The organism is Sulfitobacter dubius, from assembly GCF_027214245.1.
GTDB lineage: Bacteria > Pseudomonadota > Alphaproteobacteria > Rhodobacterales > Rhodobacteraceae > Sulfitobacter > Sulfitobacter dubius_A.
In genome coordinates this window covers 41956-63459 of sequence record NZ_JAPWHM010000001.1, presented here as the reverse complement: position 1 = coordinate 63459, position 21504 = coordinate 41956, and the positions used below count along the sequence as shown (strand labels likewise).

Annotated in this window: 21 protein-coding genes; 13 read left to right on the top strand and 8 right to left on the bottom strand. The window is 63.5% G+C overall.

Translation table 11 applies throughout. The features are described 5' to 3' along the window. Positions 1–81: 81 nt before the first annotated feature. The 4 genes from O4H31_RS00290 to rbfA all read right to left on the bottom strand — a co-directional run bounded on the left by O4H31_RS00290 (position 82) and on the right by rbfA (position 2777). Positions 82–597: a DUF1643 domain-containing protein gene (locus tag O4H31_RS00290; protein WP_269341664.1), complete on the bottom strand. Its 516-nt coding sequence runs from the start codon at positions 595–597 to the stop codon at positions 82–84. Further along, positions 598–1524, bottom strand: coding sequence for a tRNA pseudouridine(55) synthase TruB (gene truB / locus O4H31_RS00285; protein WP_269341661.1), 927 nt, complete (start codon positions 1522–1524; stop codon positions 598–600). A 78-nt stretch (positions 1525–1602) separates the two neighbouring features. Next, positions 1603–2349 (bottom strand): phosphodiester glycosidase family protein, encoded by a 747-nt coding sequence (locus tag O4H31_RS00280; protein WP_269341659.1) that lies wholly within the window; start codon positions 2347–2349, stop codon positions 1603–1605. Further along, positions 2346–2777: a 30S ribosome-binding factor RbfA gene (gene rbfA, locus O4H31_RS00275; protein ID WP_067626238.1), complete on the bottom strand. Its 432-nt coding sequence runs from the start codon at positions 2775–2777 to the stop codon at positions 2346–2348. The genes O4H31_RS00280 and rbfA overlap by 4 nt, the downstream gene beginning before the upstream one ends. Positions 2778–2875: 98 nt before the next feature. Between rbfA and dapB the strand changes: the two genes are divergently transcribed. Both dapB and O4H31_RS00265 read left to right on the top strand, forming a co-directional pair. Further along, complete coding sequence (gene dapB, locus O4H31_RS00270; RefSeq protein ID WP_269341653.1) at positions 2876–3694, top strand: 4-hydroxy-tetrahydrodipicolinate reductase; 819 nt, start codon at positions 2876–2878, stop codon at positions 3692–3694. A gap of 77 nt (positions 3695–3771) precedes the next feature. Further along, positions 3772–4131, top strand: coding sequence for a dihydrodipicolinate reductase (locus O4H31_RS00265; RefSeq protein WP_269341650.1), 360 nt, complete (start codon positions 3772–3774; stop codon positions 4129–4131). Positions 4132–4137: 6 nt separating this feature from the next. On the opposite strand, the gene O4H31_RS00260 is transcribed toward O4H31_RS00265, so the two are convergent. Further along, a complete protein-coding gene (locus O4H31_RS00260) occupies positions 4138–4440 on the bottom strand; it encodes a DUF1674 domain-containing protein (protein ID WP_269341648.1) in 303 nt (100 codons plus the stop codon). A gap of 97 nt (positions 4441–4537) precedes the next feature. Here O4H31_RS00260 and O4H31_RS00255 point away from each other — a divergent pair, with 97 nt between their 5' ends. Then, entirely contained in the window at positions 4538–5809 is a 1272-nt protein-coding gene (locus O4H31_RS00255; protein ID WP_269341646.1) for an RsmB/NOP family class I SAM-dependent RNA methyltransferase, read from the top strand. Positions 5810–5812: 3 nt separating this feature from the next. Here the strand turns inward: O4H31_RS00255 and O4H31_RS00250 are convergent, their stop codons facing one another. Then, complete coding sequence (locus O4H31_RS00250; RefSeq protein ID WP_269341644.1) at positions 5813–6562, bottom strand: phosphate/phosphite/phosphonate ABC transporter substrate-binding protein; 750 nt, start codon at positions 6560–6562, stop codon at positions 5813–5815. Between the two features lie 165 nt (positions 6563–6727). On the opposite strand from O4H31_RS00250, the gene O4H31_RS00245 reads away from it, so the two are divergent. The 6 genes from O4H31_RS00245 (at position 6728) to O4H31_RS00220 (ending at position 13878) form a co-directional block, all read left to right on the top strand. Further along, positions 6728–8476 (top strand): heparinase II/III family protein, encoded by a 1749-nt coding sequence (locus O4H31_RS00245; RefSeq protein ID WP_269341641.1) that lies wholly within the window; start codon positions 6728–6730, stop codon positions 8474–8476. A 16-nt stretch (positions 8477–8492) separates the two neighbouring features. After that, positions 8493–10079: a bifunctional phosphoribosylaminoimidazolecarboxamide formyltransferase/IMP cyclohydrolase gene (purH, locus tag O4H31_RS00240; RefSeq protein ID WP_269341639.1), complete on the top strand. Its 1587-nt coding sequence runs from the start codon at positions 8493–8495 to the stop codon at positions 10077–10079. 15 nt (positions 10080–10094) lie between these two features. After that, entirely contained in the window at positions 10095–10583 is a 489-nt protein-coding gene (gene lspA / locus O4H31_RS00235; protein WP_269341637.1) for a signal peptidase II, read from the top strand. Positions 10584–10635: 52 nt separating this feature from the next. Continuing rightward, a complete protein-coding gene (locus O4H31_RS00230; RefSeq protein ID WP_269341635.1) occupies positions 10636–11148 on the top strand; it encodes a DUF3035 domain-containing protein in 513 nt (170 codons plus the stop codon). A 64-nt stretch (positions 11149–11212) separates the two neighbouring features. Further along, a complete protein-coding gene (locus tag O4H31_RS00225) occupies positions 11213–12559 on the top strand; it encodes a M16 family metallopeptidase (protein ID WP_269341634.1) in 1347 nt (448 codons plus the stop codon). After that, on the top strand, positions 12556–13878 hold the full coding sequence (locus O4H31_RS00220; protein ID WP_269341633.1) for a M16 family metallopeptidase: 1323 nt from the start codon (positions 12556–12558) through the stop codon (positions 13876–13878). The genes O4H31_RS00225 and O4H31_RS00220 overlap by 4 nt, the downstream gene beginning before the upstream one ends. Before the next feature lie 56 nt (positions 13879–13934). Here the strand turns inward: O4H31_RS00220 and O4H31_RS00215 are convergent, their stop codons facing one another. Both O4H31_RS00215 and deoC read right to left on the bottom strand, forming a co-directional pair. Further along, the gene (locus O4H31_RS00215) at positions 13935–16280 is read right to left on the bottom strand and encodes an aldehyde dehydrogenase family protein (protein ID WP_269341631.1); all 2346 of its coding nucleotides are present in this window, start codon (positions 16278–16280) and stop codon (positions 13935–13937) included. A gap of 44 nt (positions 16281–16324) precedes the next feature. Continuing rightward, on the bottom strand, positions 16325–17338 hold the full coding sequence (gene deoC / locus O4H31_RS00210; RefSeq protein ID WP_269341630.1) for a deoxyribose-phosphate aldolase: 1014 nt from the start codon (positions 17336–17338) through the stop codon (positions 16325–16327). A 175-nt stretch (positions 17339–17513) separates the two neighbouring features. Here deoC and O4H31_RS00205 point away from each other — a divergent pair, with 175 nt between their 5' ends. Genes O4H31_RS00205 through O4H31_RS00190 form a run of 4 tightly spaced genes read left to right on the top strand, consistent with a single transcriptional unit; the run spans position 17514 to position 21429 of the window. Continuing rightward, positions 17514–18503, top strand: a complete 990-nt coding sequence (locus O4H31_RS00205; protein ID WP_269341628.1) for a metal ABC transporter solute-binding protein, Zn/Mn family — start codon at positions 17514–17516, stop codon at positions 18501–18503. A gap of 3 nt (positions 18504–18506) precedes the next feature. Beyond that, the gene (locus tag O4H31_RS00200; protein ID WP_269341626.1) at positions 18507–19301 is read left to right on the top strand and encodes a metal ABC transporter ATP-binding protein; all 795 of its coding nucleotides are present in this window, start codon (positions 18507–18509) and stop codon (positions 19299–19301) included. After that, complete coding sequence (locus O4H31_RS00195) at positions 19298–20503, top strand: metal ABC transporter permease (protein ID WP_093927897.1); 1206 nt, start codon at positions 19298–19300, stop codon at positions 20501–20503. The genes O4H31_RS00200 and O4H31_RS00195 overlap by 4 nt, the downstream gene beginning before the upstream one ends. Beyond that, the gene (locus tag O4H31_RS00190) at positions 20500–21429 is read left to right on the top strand and encodes a metal ABC transporter permease (protein WP_269341624.1); all 930 of its coding nucleotides are present in this window, start codon (positions 20500–20502) and stop codon (positions 21427–21429) included. Before O4H31_RS00195 ends, O4H31_RS00190 begins: the two co-directional genes overlap by 4 nt. The last annotated feature ends 75 nt before the right edge of the window (positions 21430–21504 follow it).

Sequence of the window (21504 nt, the reverse complement as noted above, 5' to 3'; positions counted from 1 at the left end):
GCCTTTAAAAGGGCATGCTGTGGCCGTAAAATCAAAGGAATAGCGGGGAAGTGGTTAACGAATGGCTGCCAGCGCGCTGCGCTAGGGTTGCCACAAAACCGGCTCTTGTGTGTAGGGCAGGTAGAGGGGGTGGCGCGGATGCCCGGCCTTGGTGAGTCCAAGGTGGTAGAGCGGTTTGGCCCCCGCCGCCAGCTGTGCGGCGACGCTAAGACCCCGGTCCAGATGGGCACCATGCACGCCCCAAGCGGCGATGATCTGGTCGGCCCAATCGGCCCCGTCGACCAGCGTGGCGTCGTTGTCGGGGCCGATCGGATCGGGGGCGGCTCGCATGTCACGCGGATCGGTGGCGCGGAAGGCAAAGATATTGGTCACCCGGAAACCGCCAAAGCCCAGCACCCGCGCCCGACGCTCGCAACGCTCGACGGTGGGGTCGTTCTGCACCTCCGTCGCGGTGGAGGGGTTCAGCATCACGAACATCACCCGCGGCGCAGCGTTATCCCAGACCCGCGTGAGGCTGTAGCGATACTGCTCACAAGGGGAATAGACCGCCGTTGAGGGCGCATCGCCCTTTGTATGACTGCGGGTGATGAGGGGCATTCAGCCCTCGTTCGTGTCCGTAGAAAGGTTAAACACCCGGCTGGGGTGCAACTCGCCCGCTTTGAAGCGGCCCACGGCAACGGGCTGGCCGTCGAGGGAGGCCCAGCATTCATCGCCATATTCCACGTCATGGGCGATTACCATGCCGGGGTTGCCGTTGCGCAGGCGCGTCGCGCCTTCGGGCGTCGCCTTGACCTCCGGCAACTCAACCAATCCTTCGGCCAGCGGCAGCAGATGCGTGTCGAGTTCCGGGGTGCGAGCGATTTCGTCGATCTGTGCCAGTGTCAGGGCATTCGCGGCCTCAAACGGGCCGGACCACGTGCGGCGCAGCTCGCGGACATGACCGAGGCAACCAAGCTTCTGCCCAAGATCGCGGGCAATGGAGCGGACATAGCCGCCCTTGCCGCAGACCATTTCAAGCGTGACGTGATCGGCGTCGGGCCGGTCGAGCAGCAGCAGGCTTTCCACCCAAAGCGGGCGGGCGGCGATGTCCATCTCTTCGCCATCTCGGGCGCGTTTATAGGCGCGCTGGCCGTCGATCTTCACGGCAGAGAACTGCGGCGGCACCTGCTGGATGTCCCCGATGAAATCGCTCAGCGCGTCCTTGATGGCTGCATCGTCGGGACGCAGATCAGAGGTGCCGATCACTTCGCCTTCGGCATCGTCGGTGTTGGTGGCAATGCCCAGACGCACGGTGAACTCATAGGCTTTCAGCGCGTCGGTGATATAGGGCACGGTCTTGGTCGCTTCGCCCAAGGCGATGGCCAAAACACCGGTCGCTTCGGGGTCAAGGGTGCCTGCGTGGCCCGCCTTCTTGGCTTCGAGCGCCCAGCGAACCTTGTTGACCACGGCGGTCGATGTCGGCCCGGCGGGTTTGTCTACAACCAGCCAGCCTGAAATATCGCGACCCTTGCGTTTGCGTGCCATGTCTTGCCCCTTCGCCTTTGTGGTGCTGCCCTCTAACGGAGCCGCGCGCCGCTGCCCAGCCCTAGCGCCGGGGAAAAGTCACTTTGCAGGCGTGACGATGCCGATGATCGGCCCCAGCGTGGTGAAGCCCGCCCCGGTGCGGCGCAGTCCCGGCGCGCGCAGGCGCGAGATATTGCCGTCGAAATACAGCGCGTTAGGCAGGTCCAGCTCATCGCGGTAGAGCCGGGCAAACTCATGAAAGGTTACCACGTCATTGGAAATCGCGAAAACCGCGCGTTTTCCGTCTGCCGTGGTGCCAACGCCGTTGCGGATATAGCGCGAGGTGCTGTTGGGTAAGAATCGCGGATGCAGCGCCCCGTCGATCACCAGCATTGGCCCCGATTGCGTGGCAAAGCGACAATCGGGTTTGTTCTCAAGGTAACGCTTAGTCTCAATCACATCGGCGCGGCCATCGCGTAGGCAGAAGACGCCATTGGGCAGCAGGCCAAAGTTGCCGGGCCCCGCGCTGTCGATCACGCCGCGCGCCTCGACACCCTCTTCGACGTAATGCCCAACCGGAGAGCGATCCTCGTGGTACATGCCCGCGTTCATCGCAAAGCCCAGCCGCAAGCCCTCCGCCTTTAGCGCCTCATCTAACGAGCCGAAGAATCCATAGGGCGCGCCCGCGTCATCGTTGAGAAAGAGCCGCAGATCGTCACGCTCTAGATCGACCTCGCAAATGGTGTAGGAGCTGCCGTCAAACGTGATGTTCCGACATTCGGCAGCGTCCGAAGGCGTGCCTTTCAGCGCGATCAGCGCCAATGCGATCAGACCGGCGCGGATCACTGATCCGGCGCGCTGTCGGCAGCGTCATCATCCGGCGCATCCGCATCGCGGCGCACCACGTCTTGGTTCAACATCCGGCGCGTGTCGTCCATCCGGTCGAATGTCCGATCCAATTGGAACCGCAGATCAGGAGAGAACTTGAGCGTGAGTTTCTTAGCCACTTGCCGGCGCAATTCGTTCTTATTGCGCGCCAGCAGCTTAAGCACCTCATCCTGACCTTCACCGCCCAGCGGCAGCACATAGGCCGTTGCGATCTTGAGATCAGGAGAGATGCGCACCTCGCCCACGGTGATCGACAGCCGGTTGAGATCGGTGTCATGCACGTCCCCGCGTGCGAGTACATCAGACAAGGCGCGGCGGACGGTTTCGCCCACGCGGAGTTGTCGTTGCGACGGGCCTGCGCCCTCATGAAACTTGTTCTTTGCCATGAACCCCATCTAAGGCTTCGGTTGCACTTTGCCAAGCGCTCGCCGACGGGCTAAACCAGCCGAGCCATTCATGCCCCCGAACCGCAGGAGTTACCCCCATGACACAGACCCCCGGCATCGCCGTTACCGGCGCCTCTGGCCGCATGGGCCAGATGTTGATCCGTGAGATCACCGCCAGCGACAAGATGCATCTGGCCGCGGCGGTAGAGCGGACGGGTCATGACTGGGTGGGGCGCGACGTGGGCGAAGCGATGGGGGGCACCGCGTCTGGTGTGACCGTAACTGCCGACGCAGCCGAGGCGTTTGCCAAGGTGCAAGCCGTGATCGACTTCACCGCGCCGCAAGCCACGATCGCCTTTGCCGCCGCGGCTGCGAAGGCCGGGATCGTGCATGTCATCGGGACCACCGGGATGACCGATGAGGAAATCGCGCAGCTTGCCCCAGCCGCCGAACAGGGGGCCATCATCATCCGCGCAGGCAATATGAGCCTTGGCGTGAACCTGCTGACACAGCTCACCCGTCAGGTCGCCGCTGCACTGGACGTGGATTACGACATTGAGATCATCGAATCGCACCACAACCAAAAAGTCGATGCCCCCTCTGGCACGGCTCTGATGCTGGGCGAAGCCGCCGCCGAAGGGCGGGGCGTGAAACTCGCTGATGTCTCCGACCGGGGCCGCGATGGGATCACCGGCGCGCGGCAGCAGGGCGATATCGGTTTCACCGCGATCCGGGGCGGTGACATCGTGGGAGAGCATGATGTGATGTTCGCCGCCGCCGGAGAGCGGATCATCCTGCGCCACATCGCGTCTGACCGCGCCCTTTTCGCGCGCGGCGCGCTGAAGGCCGCGCTTTGGGGGCAGGGGCAGGTGCCGGGCGAATATGACATGCTTGATGTGCTGGGCCTGAAACGCTGAACCGGATGCAGATTATCTGAAACTTTACCTCTTTTGCTTACGTGAATGCCAAAGGCAATTCACCAAGGGAGGTTTCGATGAGGATTACCTTTGCACTCGCCGCGACTGCGGTGCTGGCGCTAAGCGGCCTGCCCGCGGCGGCGGAGTATGCCCGTATTCAAAACAAGTCGGACTTTGTCGCGGCGGTGAACGGCAAAAGGCTGACCCGTCCGCTCGTAAATCTGCAGGTGACCCCCGGCGGGGCCATCGCTGGCAAGGGGGCCGCTTGGCAGATCACCGGCAATTGGTCGTGGAAAGACGGCTATTTCTGCCGCACGCTGGTCTGGGGCGGCAAGGATTTGGGCTATAATTGCCAAGTCGTCATGCGCGATGGCGCGAAAATCCGTTTCACCTCTGACAAGGGTGCGGGCGAGTCGGCGGTGCTGACCCTGCGCTAAGGCCGCCTAGAAATCGACGGCGATGCCTTTTTTCTCCCAATCGCCATAGCGCACCGGCTCTGGCCCATCGCGCCCGCCAAGTTCGGCGGGCAGGTCCAGTGCTGCGGCGGCCTCGCGCCGTGCGGCAGCTTCGGCCAAGGCGCGTTGCGCGGCGGCGGGCAGGTCCGGACCGGGGGCCGGTGTTGGGTCATGCGGCGTGTCCGGGATCGGTTTCGGGCCCGGTTTGGGCTGCGGGGGCAGGTCCGGCGCGGGGCTTGGGGTTGGGTCGGGGCCGGGTCTACTGTCGGGAATGGGGCGTTGATCGGGCATCATGGTCCTCTTGAGCCAAGTTCTCCCTTGATATACGTCGCCCGCTGGCCCAGACAACCCGGCAACCCCTCAAGCGAGACCCAGATAGGACATGACCATGGCAGACACAGGCGTTCAGGCCCGCAGAAGCGCGGTATATCTGCTGGATCAGATTTTGGGCGACGAGCCGCGGCTGATGTCCGAGCTTCTTGCCTCTGGCGCGTTGGACAAGCTGCCCACCGATGACCGCGCCCGTGCCCAACGTCTGGCGCAAGACACGCTGCGCGGGTTGGAACGGGCGGACCGGTTGCTGCAAAAGCACTTGCAAAAAGCCCCGCCGTTGACCGTGCGCAACGTGCTGCGGGTCGGCACGGTCGAGCTTTGTCAAGGCGGAGCCGCGCATGGGGTGGTGAATGCGATGGTGAACCTCGTCTCGCAGCACCGCACGCTGAGCCATCTTAAGGGGCTGACCAACGCCGTGCTGCGCAAGATCGCCGCACAGGGGCCTGAGGCTTGGGACGCTCTGCGCGCGCCGCGCTTGCCCAAATGGCTGCGCGGTCCGCTGGCCGAGGCTTGGGGCACCGACGCCATCGCCAAGATGGAAGAGGCGCATTTTGCGGGCGCACAGCTTGATCTGACCGCCAAGGGCGATCCTGCCGCCTTGGCCGAGGCCGTGGGCGGCACGCTGCTGCCGACAGGCTCCGTTCGGGTGACGGGGGCCGGGCAGGTCTCCACCATGCCCGGCTTTGCCGAAGGCGACTGGTGGGTGCAAGATGCCGCCGCCGCGATCCCGGTGCGGGTGCTGGCCCCGACCGAAGGTGAAACCGTGCTCGACCTCTGCGCCGCGCCGGGGGGCAAGACCATGCAGCTTGCCGCTGCGGGGGCTCTCGTAACCGCCGTTGACCAGTCGCACCCCCGGATGCAGCGCGTGAAGGAAAACCTTGCCCGCGTGGGGCTCAAGGCCAAAACGCTCACCAAGGACGCCCGTGCCGTAGAGGGCGCGTTCGATGCGATCCTGCTCGACGCGCCCTGTTCCGCCACCGGCACCATCCGTCGCCACCCCGATCTGCCCCATGCCAAGGACGGTTCGGAATTCGGGGACCTGATTGACCTGCAATCCGAGTTGATCGACCATGCATGGACCCTGCTGAAACCCGGCGGGCGGCTGGTGTTCTGCACCTGTAGCCTGCTGCCCGACGAGGGCGAAGTGCAGGTCGATGAAGCCTTGGAACGGCATGGCGACATGACGGTCGACCGCGCCGCGCTGGACCTGCCGGGGGTCGAGGCAAGGTGGGTCACCGAAGAGGGCGGGTTGCGTCTGCGTCCTGACTTTTGGGCCGACAAAGGCGGGATGGACGGGTTCTATATCGCGTGTCTGCGGAAGGGCTGAGCCTCACGCCCCATCGGGTGGGGAGGGCACGGCGAGATATGCGGATTTCGGTATCTCGACCAAGCCGCGCAGGCCCAGCGTCGCGGCATCCTCGGACGTAAGCCCTGCGATGGCATCGCGGATCGCCGCAAATGTGGCTTCGCGATCGGTATCTGCCGCCGCGATATAGGGCAGGCCGGGCGTCGGCGTCGTGGTTTCCAGCACACGCAAGCCACCCGCGAAAGCGTCATACCGCTGGATCAACCGCCACGACACCCCGTCCAGCGCCGCAATATCCGCCCGCCCCTCGGCCACGGTTTTGGCGGAGTTCCGGTGCCCGTGGCTTTGACTGCGATCTGCAAACCAGAAACCCTCTGCGCTGCAATGCGTGTAAGCAGCGGCATATCCAGACTGTGAAAATGATTGGTTGTAGGTGAACCGCGCCGCGCGAAAGTCGGAAATTGTTTCACGGGGATCATTGGCGCGGACCACGAAGACGCTGTTGTAATAGCCCGGCGGGCAGCCCTCGACGGCAAAGTCAGGTGTCCCGATCAGCGTAACATGGTCGTGCAGCCACAGGCGGTAGGGCATCCCGCAGGTTTGCGAAAAGGTCAGGTCGGGGGCTTTCCAGACCGCGAATTCCTCTCGCGCATTGTCCAACTCTTCCGGGGCCACAACGCCTCGCGCGCGCAGCCCGTCGCGGATCAACGCCCAGTAGCGGGCCGTGGCCGCGGCGGTTTCTGGCCGTAGGTACATCATCAGGCTGGCGATCATCGGTGCGCTCCGGTTGCGGTGCCCTTGTTTAGGCGGCACCCCTGCGGGCTGGCAACCGTCCGTTCCCCGCCGATCCCCCGGCGCGCGGGGAAAATCCGGTGACTCATTGCAGGGCCGCGGTTATGCTGCCGCCAAACGCCATCAGAGCGTCAGGGGCAGCTTGATATGATTAATCTTTCCAGCGTCATGGCCCGAAGGGTGCGGTTTTTGAACCGCTGGCACGCTTGGCGTGCGACCCGGGGCCGGGCGCGGGTGGCGGGGTTTACCGCGTCGCCCGAGCCGCGCACCATCGGCTCTTTCGCGCGGGGGCGGCAGTTGATGGCGGGCAATTACCTTTTTGCCGGCAGCCTGCTGACCGCGCCGCAGACCGCGATGTGGGATCTGACCCCGCCTGACCCTGCCTTTGCGGCGGAACTGCACGGTTTTGCATGGCTGGATGATCTGGCCGCCGTGGGGGATGCACGGGCGCGGGCGTCGGCGCAGGATTGGCTTTGGGGGTGGATCGACCGTTTCGGGCGCGGGCAAGGGCCGGGCTGGACCCCGGCGCTGACCGGTCGGCGGCTGATCCGCTGGATCAACCACGCACTTTTCATGCTGCGCGGGACGGACACCGCGCAGAGCGATGCCTTCTACCGTTCGCTCGAACAGCAGACCCGTTTCCTGTCAAAACGCTGGCGCGCCTCTGCGCCGGGCCTGCCGCGTTTCGAAGCGCTGACCGGGTTGATTTACGCGGGCCTGTCGCTGGAGGGGCTGGAGGAACTGGCCGATCCCGCCATCAAGGCATTAGCACGCGAATGTGCCAGCCAGATCGACGCCGAGGGCGGTCTGCCAACCCGCAACCCCGAAGAACTGCTCGCTGTGTTTACTCTGCTCACATGGGCCGCAGCGGCGCTCAGCGATGCAGGCCGCAGCACGCCCAAAGAGCACCTCACCGCGATTGAGCGTATCGCGCCGACCCTGCGCAGCCTGCGTCATGCCGATGGCGCCTTGGCGCGGTTTCATGGCGGCGGGCGCGGTATGGAGGGCTGGCTAGATCACGCGCTGGCGGCAGCCAAGGTCAAGACGCGGCAGCCTGATGGGCTGGCCATGGGCTATGCAAGGCTGTCGGCGGGGCGCACCAGCGTGATCGTCGATGCGGCGGCGCCACCGGGCGGCGCAGCCTCGGGCAATGCCCATGCCTCGACATTGGCGTTTGAGCTGACCTCGGGGCGGCGGCCCTTGGTGGTGAACTGCGGCTCAGGCGCGTCATTTGGGCTGGAATGGCGGCGGGCGGGGCGGGCCACGCCGTCGCATTCGGCCCTGTCGCTTGTCGGCCATTCCAGCGCCCGACTGGCAGAGCCTGACCCCCACAGCGGGACAGAGGCGCTCATCGCTGGCCCGCGCCAAGTGCCCGTAGAGATCGGAGAGGCGGCGGATGGGCTGCGTTTTGAGGGCGGCCATGACGCCTATCTGCGCAGCCATGGCCTGACCCATGCGCGGCGGCTCGAACTCACTTCGGACGGGCGCGGGCTGACGGGGGAGGATATGCTGTTGGCGATAGAGGGGGCAGAGAAACGGCGCTTTGATAAGGTGTTGAGCGCCACGCAACTGAAGGGCGTGCCGTTCGACATCCGTTTTCACCTGCATCCGGATGTGGATGCCACGGTCGACCTTGGCGGGGCTGCGATCTCAATGGCGCTGAAAAGCGGTGAAATTTGGGTGTTTCGCCATGACGGCACGCATAATTTATCTTTGGAACCGGGGGTTTACCTAGAGACAACCCGTCTTAAACCCCGCGCCGCGCAGCAGATCGTGCTGACCGGATATGCCATGAACTATGCCACACGGGTGCGCTGGTCGTTGTCAAAAGCGCAGGAAACTGCGATTGGCGTGCGAGATTTGTCGATCGACGATCCCTATGCTGATGAAGACTGACCAAGGAACCAGCCCCATGCCCGATCTCTATCCCATCAAACGCGCGCTTCTTTCCGTATCTGACAAGACCGGTCTTTTGGACCTTGGCAAAGCCTTGGCGGCGCGGGGCGTCGAACTGCTCAGCACCGGCGGCACCGCTAAAGCGCTGCGCGAGGCGGGGCTTGAGGTGTTGGATGTGGCCGATGTGACGGGCTTCCCCGAGATGATGGACGGGCGGGTGAAAACGCTGCACCCCGTGGTGCATGGTGGCCTGTTGGCGCTGCGCGATAACGATGAGCACGTCGGCGCGATGAACGAACATAACATCGGCGCGATCGATCTGGTGGTGGTGAACCTTTATCCGTTTGAGGAAACTGTCGCCAAGGGCGCGGAATACGGCGAGGTGATCGAGAATATCGACATCGGCGGCCCTGCGATGATCCGTTCGGCGGCCAAGAACCACGGGTTCGTCAATGTCGTGGTCGATGTCGAAGACTACGCCGAGGTGATCGCCGAGATGGAAGCCAACGACGGCCAGACCACCTATGCCCTGCGCCAGCGTCTGGCCCAAACCGCCTATGCCCGCACCGCCGCCTATGACACTGCCGTCAGCACATGGATGGCCGAGCAGGTCGCGGGCACCCCGCGTCGCCGCACCTTTGGCGGCACGCTTGCCCAAACCCTGCGCTATGGCGAAAACCCGCACCAGCAGGCGGCGTTTTACACCGACGGCTCCACCGCGCCGGGGCTGGCGAACGCCGTGCAGCATCAGGGCAAGGAACTCTCCTACAACAACATCAACGACACCGACGCCGCCTTTGCGCTGGTCAGCGAGTTTGACCCTAAAGACGGCCCCGCCTGCGCGATCATCAAACACGCCAACCCGTGTGGCGTTGCACGGGGTGAAACGATGCTCGACGCCTACAAACGCGCTTTTGACTGCGACCGCACCTCGGCCTTTGGTGGCATCATCGCGCTGAACCAGCCGCTCGACGGCCCGACTGCCGAAGCCATTGCTGCGATCTTTACTGAAGTCGTCATCGCCCCCGGCGCGGATGAGGATGCCAAACGCATCTTTGCCGCCAAGAAGAACCTGCGTTTGCTGACCACCGAAGGTCTGGCCGACCCTGCCGCCGCGGCACTGGCCGTGCGCCAAGTCTCCGGCGGGTTTCTGGTGCAAGACAAAGACGTGGGCCGGCTTAGCCGCGATGATCTGAAGGTGGTGACCAAGCGCAAGCCGTCGGATCAAGAGCTCGACGACATGCTGTTTGCCTGGACCGTGGCGAAACACGTCAAATCCAACGCCATCATCTATGTCAAAGACGGTGCCACAGTCGGCGTTGGCGCAGGCCAGATGAGCCGGGTGGACAGCACCCGCATCGCCGCGCGCAAGGCCCAAGACATGGCCGAGGTGATGGACATCGACGCGCCGCTGACCCAAGGGTCGGTCGTGGCCTCCGATGCGTTCTTCCCCTTTGCCGACGGTCTTATCACGGCGGCAGAGGCCGGTGCCACGGCGCTGATCCAGCCCGGCGGCTCCATGCGGGACGACGAAGTGATCGCCGCAGCGGATGAAGCGGGCCTTGCCATGGTCTTCACCAATATGCGCCACTTCCGGCACTAAGCGAAGGGCAGCACCATGCGGACATTCGGCATCGCGGCCTTTGTGGCCTTTTTGATCGATCAGATCAGCAAATATGTGGTCATTCACATGATGGAATTGGCACGTATCCGCTCCATCGAAGTGCTGCCGCCGGTGCTGAATTTCCGCTATGGCGAAAACCGGGGCATCAACTTTGGCCTCGGGGGTGACATGAGCCAATGGGTGCTGATCGTGGTGGCGCTGGTGATCTGCGCGGGCGTCACCCTGTGGCTCTGGCGCAGCCCGCATGGGCGGTGGGCGCAGCTCAGCGGCGGTCTGTTGGTCGGCGGGGCCTTGGCGAATGTGGCGGACCGGCTGATCTATGGCTATGTGCTGGATTTCCTGAACAACTCTTGCTGTGGCATCAACAACCCTTTCGTCTACAACTTGGCGGATGTCTTTATCTTTGCCGGGGCCTTGGGGCTGATCCTCTTTACCGGAGAGCCAAAAAGCGCGCCCAAGCGCCGGGGCAAAAAAGGTCAGTGACATTGCCTGCTCGCCTGCGATATTGAACAAGCAGACCCCGAAAGGAGACATCATGCGTCGCATTGCCCTCATCAGCTTGATCCCGCTGGCCCTCGCCGCCTGCAGCAATCAGGGCCTTCGCGACTTGCAGCCTGTCTCCGAAGGGCCGGATGAATTCCTGATCCAACCGGTCAAGCCACTGGAACGCCCCGAAAATTTGAACGCTCTGCCGACCCCCATGCCGGGGCAGGCGAACCTGACGGATCGGTCAGCGGTGGCCGAAGGTGTGGCGGCGTTTGGCGGGCGGCTGGATACGTCGACAGGCATACCAGCCGGAGATGCCGCACTGGTGCAACACACGAGCCGCATGGGTGTGCAACCGGGCATTCGCGCCAGCTTGGCGCAATCTGACGCCGAATTCCGCAAGCGTAAGGGTCGCTTCACCCAGTTCCGCATCGTGCCGGTGGATCGCTACAGCCAAGCCTACCAGCGGCAATCCCTTGACGCCCATAGCGAGGCGGAGCGCTGGCGCAACGCAGGCGGGCGTACGCCGTCTTACCCGCCACACGACACACGTTTTCGCTAGGCTTCTTGAATGTAGCGCCAGACCGCGTAGGTAATGCGGGAGGCGATATATTTCGAGGTAAGCAATGATCCGACTGCCGATGATGGCGGCCCTGGTGGCGACGCTCTTCACAGCCCCCTCCGCGCAGGCGCGCGATAACGAGAATGAGGCGGTAACCCATTTCACCCTCGATAACGGCTTGGAGGTCGTGGTCGTCGAAGACCACCGCGCCCCGGTCGTGCAGCAGATGGTCTGGTACCGCGCAGGCTCAGCCGATGAACCCAAAGGGTCGTCCGGGGTGGCGCATTTTCTTGAACACCTGCTGTTCAAGGCCACCGACAAACTGGAAGCGGGCGAGTTTTCCGCCACCGTTGCCGCCAACGGCGGGCGCGATAATGCCTTCACCAGCTACGATTACACCGCCTATTTCCAGCGCGTCGCCGCCGATCGCCTCGGCCTGATGATGGAGATGGAGGCCGACCGGATGAAGAACATCCGCCTCACCCCCGAAAACATCGAAACCGAACGCGATGTGATTTTGGAAGAGCGCAACCAGCGGACAGAGAACAACCCCGCTGCCCTCTTCAGTGAACAACTCAACGCCGCGCAATTTCTCAACCACCGCTACGGCGTGCCGATCATCGGGTGGAAACATGAGATGGAGGAGTTGGACCTTGAAGATGCGCTGTCGTTCTATGAGCTCTACTATTCGCCCAACAACGCCATCCTCGTCGTCTCCGGTGATGTGACGCCAGAGGACGTTCGCGAATTGGCCGAAGCCACCTATGGCCAGATCCCCGCCAACCCTGACCTGCCCGAGCGTTTGCGCACCGAAGAGCCGCCGCAGATCGCCGAACGCCGGTTGATCTACAAAGATGCCCGCGTGGCCCAGCCCTATGTGCGCCGCTCCTACCTTGCCCAAGAGCGGGACAGCGGTGCGCAGGAAGAGGCGGCGGCGCTCTTCCTCCTCAGCGAATTGCTGGGCGGCGGCACCACCTCATACCTCGCGGAAAAGCTGCAATTCGACGAACAGATCGCCAATTACACCGGCGCCTTCTACAAGGCCGATACGCTCGACGACACGACCTTTGATGTCGTGGTGTTGCCCGTGCCCGGCGTTAGCCTCCAGCAGGCCGAAGAGGCGCTGGACGAGGTGCTCGTGCAATTCATGGAAGCCGGGGTGGACCCCGAGCATCTTGAGCGCCTCAAGGCGCAATTGCGCGCCGATCAGATCTATGCCCGCGACGATGCCGACCGCGTGGCAAACCGCTACGGCTCTGCCCTCGCCATCGGCCTAACGGTGCAAGACGTGCAAGATTGGCCCGACGTGCTGCAAGCCGTCACTGCCGAAGACATCATGCAGGCTGCCCGCACCCTGTTCGACAAACGCGCATCGGTCACTGGATGGCTGATGAAGGAGGACGCGCAATGAAACTGTTCTACGCCCTGATCCTGACGGTTTTCGCCGCACTCCCCGCCCGTGCCGAAGTCGACATCCAGCCCGTCACCAGCCCCGGCGGCATCACCGCTTGGCTGGTCGAAGAACATTCGATCCCCTTTGTTGCCTTGGAAATCCGGTTCCGGGGCGGCGCATCGCTGGACGCGCCCGGCAAACGCGGCGCGATCAACCTGATGACCGGCCTTCTGGAAGAGGGCGCAGGCGACATGGACGCGCGCGCCTTCAGCCGTGAGACCGAAGCGCTGGCAACCAACCTCAGTTTCGACGTGTCGGATGACTCGCTTTCCGTCTCGGCCCGTTTCCTGACCGAAAACCGCGACGCCTCCATCGAGCTTCTGCGCGCCGCTTTGTTGGAGCCGCGCTTTGACGAAGACGCGGTAGAGCGGGTGCGCGGTCAGGTGATCTCAAACATCCAGTCGAACCAGAAAGACCCGAATGAGATCGCCCGCCAGACCTTCGACAAGATTGCCTTTGGCGACCATCCCTATGGCAGTTCTCTAAACGGCACGCTTGAGACGGTGGCCGGGTTGACCCGCGACGACTTGATTGAGGCGCATAGCGCTGTGCTGGCCCGTGACCGCATCTATGTCGGCGCGGTGGGCGACATCACTCCCGAAGAACTGGGCAAGCTGCTCGATACCCTGCTGGGCGATCTGCCCGCCAAGGGTGCGCCGATGCCCCCGCGCGCCGATGTGGATATCCCCGCGGGCACGACAGTGGTCGATTTCGCCACACCGCAATCCGTTGCGATCTTTGGCCAGCCGGGCCTCGCGCAGGACGATCCCGATTGGTTCACTGCGACAGTGCTGAACCACGTCCTCGGCGGCGGCGGTTTCGAATCCCGTCTGATGACCGAGGTGCGCGAGAAGCGCGGCCTGACCTATGGCGTCTATTCCTACCTCGCCCCGCGTGATCTGGCTGAGACCTACCTCGGCTCCGTCAGTTCGGCCAATGACCGTATCGGTGAGGCGATTGACGTGATCCGCGCCGAATGGGCCAAAGCCGCGACCGAGGGCATCACCCAAGAGGAACTGGAGGCCGCCAAGACCTATATCACCGGCGCCTATCCGCTGCGGTTCGACGGCAACAGCCCGATCGCCAATATCCTCGTCGGCATGCAGATGCTCGGCCTGCCGACCGACTATATTGCCACCCGCAATGACAAGGTCGAAGCGGTCACGCTGGAGGACGTCAAGCGCGTCGCGGCAGATTTGCTGGACCCCGAAAACCTGCATTTCGTCGTCGTCGGCCAGCCAGAAGGGCTTGAGGCGTCAACCCCACCGCAGGAATGAAAAAAGCGCCGCTCCCGAAAAGGGGCGGCGCTTTCAATGCATCACGGCGATAGGACTTATTCGCCGTAGGGCACCCAGATATTCTTGACCTCTGTCGCGGCCTGCAAGAATGCACGCCCCGCGCCTTCGGCCCCGAACCAATCGCGCGCCATGCCGTGGTTGACCCAGGTGCGCTTGATATTGCTCGCCGCCCCTTTCTCAACCACGCCAGACAGTTCCGCCGCGCCAAAGCACCAGACGGCATCAATATCCATATGCCGCGCCATCGGCTCGGCCAAATCGGCCTGCGGTCCGGTCAGGATATTGACCACCCCGGCAGGCACGTCCGATGTCTCAAGCACCTGCACGAAATCGGTCGCCGCCAGCGGGAAGGGTTCGCTCGCCGAAAGGATCACGCGGTTGCCCATGGCAATGGCGGGTGCCATGCAAGAGATCAGGCCCAAAAGCGGTGCCTCTGCCGGGCAAAGTGCCCCGATCACGCCCACAGGCTCCTTCATCGCCAAGGCCACGCCCCGGATCGGCACCCCATGCACCTGACCGTCGTATTTGTCGACCCAAGCGGCATAGGTGAACAGCCGGTCAATAGCGGCATCAACCTCTTTGCGACCCGCCTTCGTTCCCTGCATCGCATCCAGCCGCGCGGCAAACTCATCGCCCCGCGCCGAGAGGTTTTCGGCAATATAATAAAGGATCTGCGCGCGCAGATGGCCAGTGGTTTTCGACCAGCCCTTTGCCGCATGCGCCGCCTCAACCGCGTTGCGCACATCTTTGCGGTTGGCGAGGCTCACATGGCCCAAAAGCCCGCCAGACTTGCCCCAAACCGGTGCGGAATACCCCCCATCGGGCCGCGCTTGCTTGCCCCCGATATAAAGCTTTGCGGTGCGGTCGATCCCGTCTTCCGGGCCACCTTCACCGCTTAAGGCTTCGATCTCTTTCAATGGCTTCCGAGCGGTCTTGGGCTTGGTATAGCCCGCCAGACCTTCCCAGCCGCCCTCACGGCCAAAGCCACTCTCGCGCTTGCCGCCAAACCCGGCCGCCGCATCCATCATATTGGTCCCGTTCACCCAAACGATCCCGGTCTCCAACTGTGGCGCAATATCAAGGGCAAGGTTCACATTCTCGGTCCAGACCGTCGCCGCCAGCCCATAGCGGGTGTTATTGGCCAGTTGCACCGCCTCGCTGGGCGTACGGAAAGTGGTCGAGACCAACACCGGGCCAAAAATCTCTTCCTGCATCAGCGTATCCGCCGGGTTCAGCCCGGTGATCAGCGTCGGCGGATAGAAACACCCATTCTCAGGCATCTCCCCCGGCGTGACAAACCGCTCGCCCGCGGTGTTTGCCTCCACCATGTCACTCACGCGCTTGTATTGCACCGGGTCCACCAGCGCGCCCACGTCAATGCTCTTGTCCAGCGGATCGCCGATACGCAGCTTCTCCATCCGGGTGCGCAGCTTCGCATAGAACCGGTCCGCAACAGGCTCATGCACCAACAGCCGCGAGCCCGCACAGCAGACCTGACCCTGATTGAACCAAATCGCATCAACCAGCCCCTCTACGGCGCTATCAAGATCGGCATCGTCAAACACGATATAGGGCGATTTGCCGCCCAACTCCAACGTCAGCGCCTTGCCCGAGCCTGCCGTCGCCTCACGAATGCGGCGGCCTACGGCGGTGGAGCCGGTAAAGGCGATCTTGTCGATATCCTCATGGGTGACAATCATCTCGCCCACGGCACCATCACCGGTGACAATGTTAACCACACCCTTCGGCAGGCCCGCCTGACGGCAAATGTCAGCAAAGAGCAGCGCCGTCAGCGAAGTATACTCCGCAGGCTTCAACACCACCGTGTTGCCCATCGCCAGCGCGGGCGCGATCTTCCACGCCAGCATCAATAGCGGGAAGTTCCACGGAATGATCTGCCCGCAAACCCCAAGCGCCTGCGCATGGGGCAGCTCACTCTCCATCAACTGCGCCATACCCGCGTGATAATAGAAATGCCGCTGCGCCAAAGGCACGTCGATATCGCGCGCCTCGCGGATCGGCTTGCCGTTGTCCAAGACCTCCAAGACCGCAAACAACCGCGCGTGTTTCTGCAACAACCGCGCCAGCGCATAGATATGCCGCGCCCGGCCATGGCCTCCCAGCTTCTCCCACTTCGGCTGCGCCTTTCGCGCGGCCTTCACTGCGCTATCAACATCACCCTGCGTCGCCTGCGTCAGACTTGCCAAGACCTCACCCGTCGCCGGGTTGGTGCTGTCGAAACCCGCGCCTGGCGCGGTGAAAGCGCCATCAATGAAATGACCAAAGCGCCCGCCCTGGTCGACGATCCACGCCAGCGCATCTGCCGCCGATTCCGGGGCCGGCCCGTATTCCATGCTCTCAAAAATCTCGGACACGCTCATGCCTTCATCCTTTTCCAAATACCGTCCCGCAGCCTGCAACAGGCTCAGGAGGTCGCGTGGCGGTAAGCCGCCGAATAGTTGCCGGTCACATGATGCTCCAACTGCCGCTCGATATCGCCCAAGAGCGAAGACGCGCCAAAGCGGAACAGGTCGGGCTGCAACCAACGGTCCCCCAACTCTTCCTTCATCAGCGCCAAATATGTGATCGCATCCTTGGCTTTCGAGATGCCACCCGCAGGCTTGTAGCCCACACGCACCCCAGTGCGTTCATAATACTCACGGATCGCGCGGATCATCACGAGGCTGACGGGCAGGGTGGCGTTGACGCTTTCCTTGCCGGTCGAGGTCTTGATGAAATCGGCCCCGGCCATCATGCAGACCAGCGACGCACGCGCTACATTGCGCAGTGAGCCCAATTCGCCCGTCGCAAGGATCGCCTTCACATGCGCCTCGCCACAGGCTTCGCGGAAGGCGCGCATTTCGTCGTAAAGCGCTTGCCAGTCGCCCGAAAGCACATGGCGGCGCGAGATCACGATGTCGATCTCACTCGCCCCTGCTTCGACGCTCATCTCGATCTCGCGGATGCGCAGTTCCAGCGGCGACAGGCCCGCCGGGAAACCGGTGGAAACGGCAGCGATCGGGATATTGGTCCCTTCCAGCGCCTTGCGCGCGGCGGGGATCATCTCGTGGTACACACAAACCGCGCCGGTAGTGATTGGGGCCATACCAAGCGCATCAAGCAGATCGGGCGCAATCGGTTGGCGGGCCTTGGCGCAGAGCCGCTCGACCCGGCGCGCGGTATCATCGCCCGAGAGGGTCGTCAGGTCGATACAGGTCACGGCGCGCAGCAGCCACGCGGCCTGATGCGCCTTTTTCAGCGAACGGCGGGCGGGCAGGGCGGCGGCGCGGCGCTCGATCGCCGAGGTGTTCGCCTGCACCGAGCGCAGCCAGTCCATATCAAGCGGCATAGGCTCGACACGTCGTTCGGTCACCTGCGGCAGATGGCCGGTGGCGCCGGTTTCAGTCGTGCTTTCGCGCGGGGTCGTTTGGGTGGCCATCGGGTCTCTCCGGTTTGGTCAGGCGGGCAAAATGGCATGGGGCCGGGGGCAAGGCAAGCGACGCTAACCCCGCGTCACGGGGTGATTGCCCGAAAAACAGGCAAGATACCGCAATTGTTAATGAGAACCATTCTCAACTGTTGACTTGATTGAGAATCGTTCTCATTAATGTCTCATGAAACATACATCTGACCTGCTTCGCCCTTCCCGCCGCACCGCTATAATCGGTGGCATCAGTGTCTTTGCACTTCTCGGGGCTACGCCAGCCGCCTTCGCAGCGCAAAAACTTAACGTTGTCGCGACGACAGGGATGATCGCCGACGCCGCTCGCCGCGTGGGGGGCGAATTGGTCGAGGTCCGCTCGCTCATGGGTTCAGGGGTCGATCCGCACAGCTACCGCCAGACGCGCAGTGACATCGTGGCGCTGACACGGGCCGATTTGGTGCTCTGGCATGGTCTCTACCTTGAGGCGCAGATGGAACGGTTTTTCGAAGATCTGGGTCGCAAGCGCGCCGTGGTTGCCGTGGCCGATGCGCTACCCAAGGACGATCTGCTCAGCCACCCGGATTACGAGGGGCGTTATGACCCTCACGTTTGGATGGACCCGAAAACTTGGATCGCCGTGGTCGATGAGGTAGCCCGCGCCCTGACCGAGGCGCATCCCGCAGGGGCCAAGACTTTCGCCCAGAACGTGGCCACCTACCGCGCCGAGCTGGAACAACTGGCCAGCTATGCCGCCGAGACCGTGGCGCAGGTGCCAGAGAGCCAGCGCGTGCTGGTCACAGCGCATGATGCATTCAGCTATTTCGGACGCGCCTTTGGGTTCGAGGTGATCGGCATTCAGGGCATCTCGACCAACAGCGAGGCGGGGTTGAACCGTATCTCTTCACTGGTTGATGAATTGGTCGAGCGTGAGATCGGCGCCGTCTTTGTCGAAACGTCGGTTTCCGACCGCAACATGCGCGCGCTGGTCGAAGGCGCTGCGGCGCGCGGTCATGAGGTCGTGATCGGCGGCTCGCTCTATAGCGACGCCATGGGGGAACCGGGCAGCTATGAGGGCACTTATATCGGTATGATCGATCACAACGTCACCACCATCGCCCGTGCGCTCGGCGCGCCGGTGGATGCGGGCGGGATGAACGGCAAGCTGGTACAGGGAAGCTGATCCATGACACTTGAACTCGCCAGCAGCCGTGACGCCGCGCCCACCTCCCGCGCCGATAGCCCGCTTGCCGTGCGCGGCATGACCGTCTCCTACGGGCAGAAACCTGCGGTTTTTTCGGTCGATATGACCGTTGAGCCGGGCAAAATGACCGCGATCATCGGCCCGAATGGCGCGGGCAAGTCAACCTTGCTCAAGGCCGCCTTGGGCATTCTGACCCCGCTGGCGGGCACCGCCACCGTCTATGGCAAGCCGGTGGCCGAACAACGCCACCGCATCGCCTATGTGCCGCAGCGTGCCAGCGTGGATTGGGATTTTCCGACTCGCGTGATCGACGTGGTGCTGATGGGCCTTTACCCGCAGCTGGGCCTGTTGGGCCGCATCCGCCCTGTGCACCGCGCCCGCGCCACAGATTGTCTGGCGCGCGTCGGGATGGAAGATTTCGCCACCCGCCAGATCGGGCAGCTTTCCGGTGGCCAGCAGCAGCGGGTCTTTCTCGCCCGCGCCTTGGCGCAAGAGGCGGATCTCTACCTGCTGGACGAACCCTTTGCCGGGGTCGATGCGGCAACCGAAAAGGCGATCATCGCCGTGTTGAAATCCCTGCGCGACGCAGGCAAAACGGTTGTGGCGGTTCACCATGACCTATCGACCGTGGCCGAGTATTTCGACAATGTTTTCCTGATCAACACCCACCGCGTCGCCGAAGGCAGTGTCGAAGAGGTGTTCCAAGCCAACCACCTGCAAGATGCCTATGGCGGCCGCTTGGCGGGTGCGCAGATGGATGCGTTGCAGCTGTCATGATCTGGGACGCGCTGACGCTGCAACTGGGCTATAACGCCACGCTGGTAACACTTGGGGCCACCCTGCTGGGCATGGCTGCGGGGGTTGGCGGCACCTTTCTATTCCTGCGCAAGCGGGCGCTTGTCAGCGATGCGATCTCGCATGCGACGCTACCGGGTGTGGCGCTGGCTTTCATGGTGATGGTCGCGCTTGGCGGGGACGGCCGCAACCTGATCGGCCTGCTGCTGGGCGCGGCCTTGTCTGCGGCGGCAGGGCTGCTCTTGGTCTCATGGCTCAGCAACCGCACACGGCTGGCTGAGGATGCGGCGATTGGCTCGGTCCTGTCGGTTTTCTTTGGGCTTGGCATCGTCTTGCTGACGGTGATCCAGACCATGAGCGCGGGGCGACAGGCGGGGCTGGAGGATTTTCTCTTGGGCTCCACCGCTGGGATGCTGCGCAACGATGCGCTGATTATCGCGGTGGCAGCGGCGCTTACCTTGGCGCTGGTGCTGCTGTTGCGCCGCCCGCTGACATTGGCGTCGTTCGATCCCGAATATGGCACCGCCATCGGCCAGAACGTCCCGCGTACCGATCTGGCAATGATGGGGTTGGTGCTGGCCGTGACGGTGGTGGGGCTCAAGATCGTCGGGCTGATCCTGATCGTCGCGCTGCTGATCATCCCGCCTGTCACCGCCCGGTTCTGGAGCGAGCGCACCGATCACGTGGTGCTGATCTCCGGCGCGCTTGGCGGTATCGCGGCCTATGTCGGCGCAGCGTTGTCTGCGGCCCAGCCGAACCTGCCGACGGGACCGATCATCGTGCTGGTGGGCTTTGCGCTCTTTGCGCTGTCGCTGCTGCTGGCCCCGGGGCGCGGCGCGCTTTCGGCTCTGCTGCGCCACCGCCGGTATCAGCGTCGGGTGCATCTGCGGCAGGGGCTGCTGGCGTTGGCCCATGGGCAACCGATCTACGAACAACTGACTCTGCGCCTGTTGCGGGCCGAGGGCTACGCCCTGCCCGATGGGGTCGCCACCAAAGCAGGCCGGGGCCGCGCAGCCAAGGCGTTGAGGGACGAAACCCGCTGGCAGTTGATCCGCCGCGATCCGGCATACGAGGCGGCCGCCCAGCAATATGACGGTCTGACCCCGATTGAGACGGTGCTGACCGCCGACCAAATCCGCGAAATTGACAGCCGCATCGACATGCGTGGCGGGGTCATGGCATGAACGGTTCTGAATTCGTCCCCCTGTCGCTGGTGCCGATGCTGACGGGCATTTTCGTCGCCGTGGCCTGCGCCTTGCCGGGGAATTTCCTTGTGCTGCGCCGCCAAGCGCTGATCGGCGATGCGATCAGCCATGTGGTGCTGCCGGGGATCGTGGTGGCGTTCCTGCTGACCGGGGCGGTCAGCACTTGGCCGATGCTGCTGGGCGCTGCAGGCGCGGCGCTGATTTCTGTGCTGGCCATTGAGGGTGTGCGACGACTGGGCAAGATCGAATCCGGGGCGGCGATGGGCGTGGTCTTTACCGCCATGTTCGCGGGCGGCGTGCTGCTGCTTGAGCAATCGGACACCAGCAATGTGCATCTCGATGTCGAACATGCGCTTTACGGTAACCTCGAAAGCCTGATCTGGCTGGATGCCACCGGCTGGGCGTCGCTGCTCGACCCCGAGGCGCTGGCGACCCTCCCGGTGGAGCTGCCGCGCATGGCGGTGACGCTGCTCTTCGTCGCGCTTTTTACCGCGATCTTCTGGCGGCCGCTCAAGATCAGCACCTTCGACGAGGGCTTCGCCCGTACCATCGGCATGAAGACCGGGCCACTGGGTCTTGGTCTGGTCATCGTTGCGGCGATTGCCGCTGTGGCTGCCTTTGACGCGGTGGGCAGTATCATCGTCATCGCCATGTTCATCTGCCCCCCCGCCGCCGCGCGGATGATGACCAACCGATTGGAGTACCAGATTGCGTGGTCGGTGCTCTTTGCCACTTTGGCCGCTGTGCTGGGCTATGTGCTGGCCGGATACGGGCCGCTGTGGCTCGGCATGCGGGATTCGGTGTCAGCGGCGGGGATGATCGCCACGGTTTCAGGGGTTATCCTTGGGTTTGCGGCACTTATGGGACCGCATCGGCAAAGAGGCGCCGCTGCCCCCGCCGCTTAACCGAATCGCAACGATTCGTTTTCTGGGCAACCGATTCGCTTTTGCTTTGACCTGTGATTCGTCCTGCGTCTATAC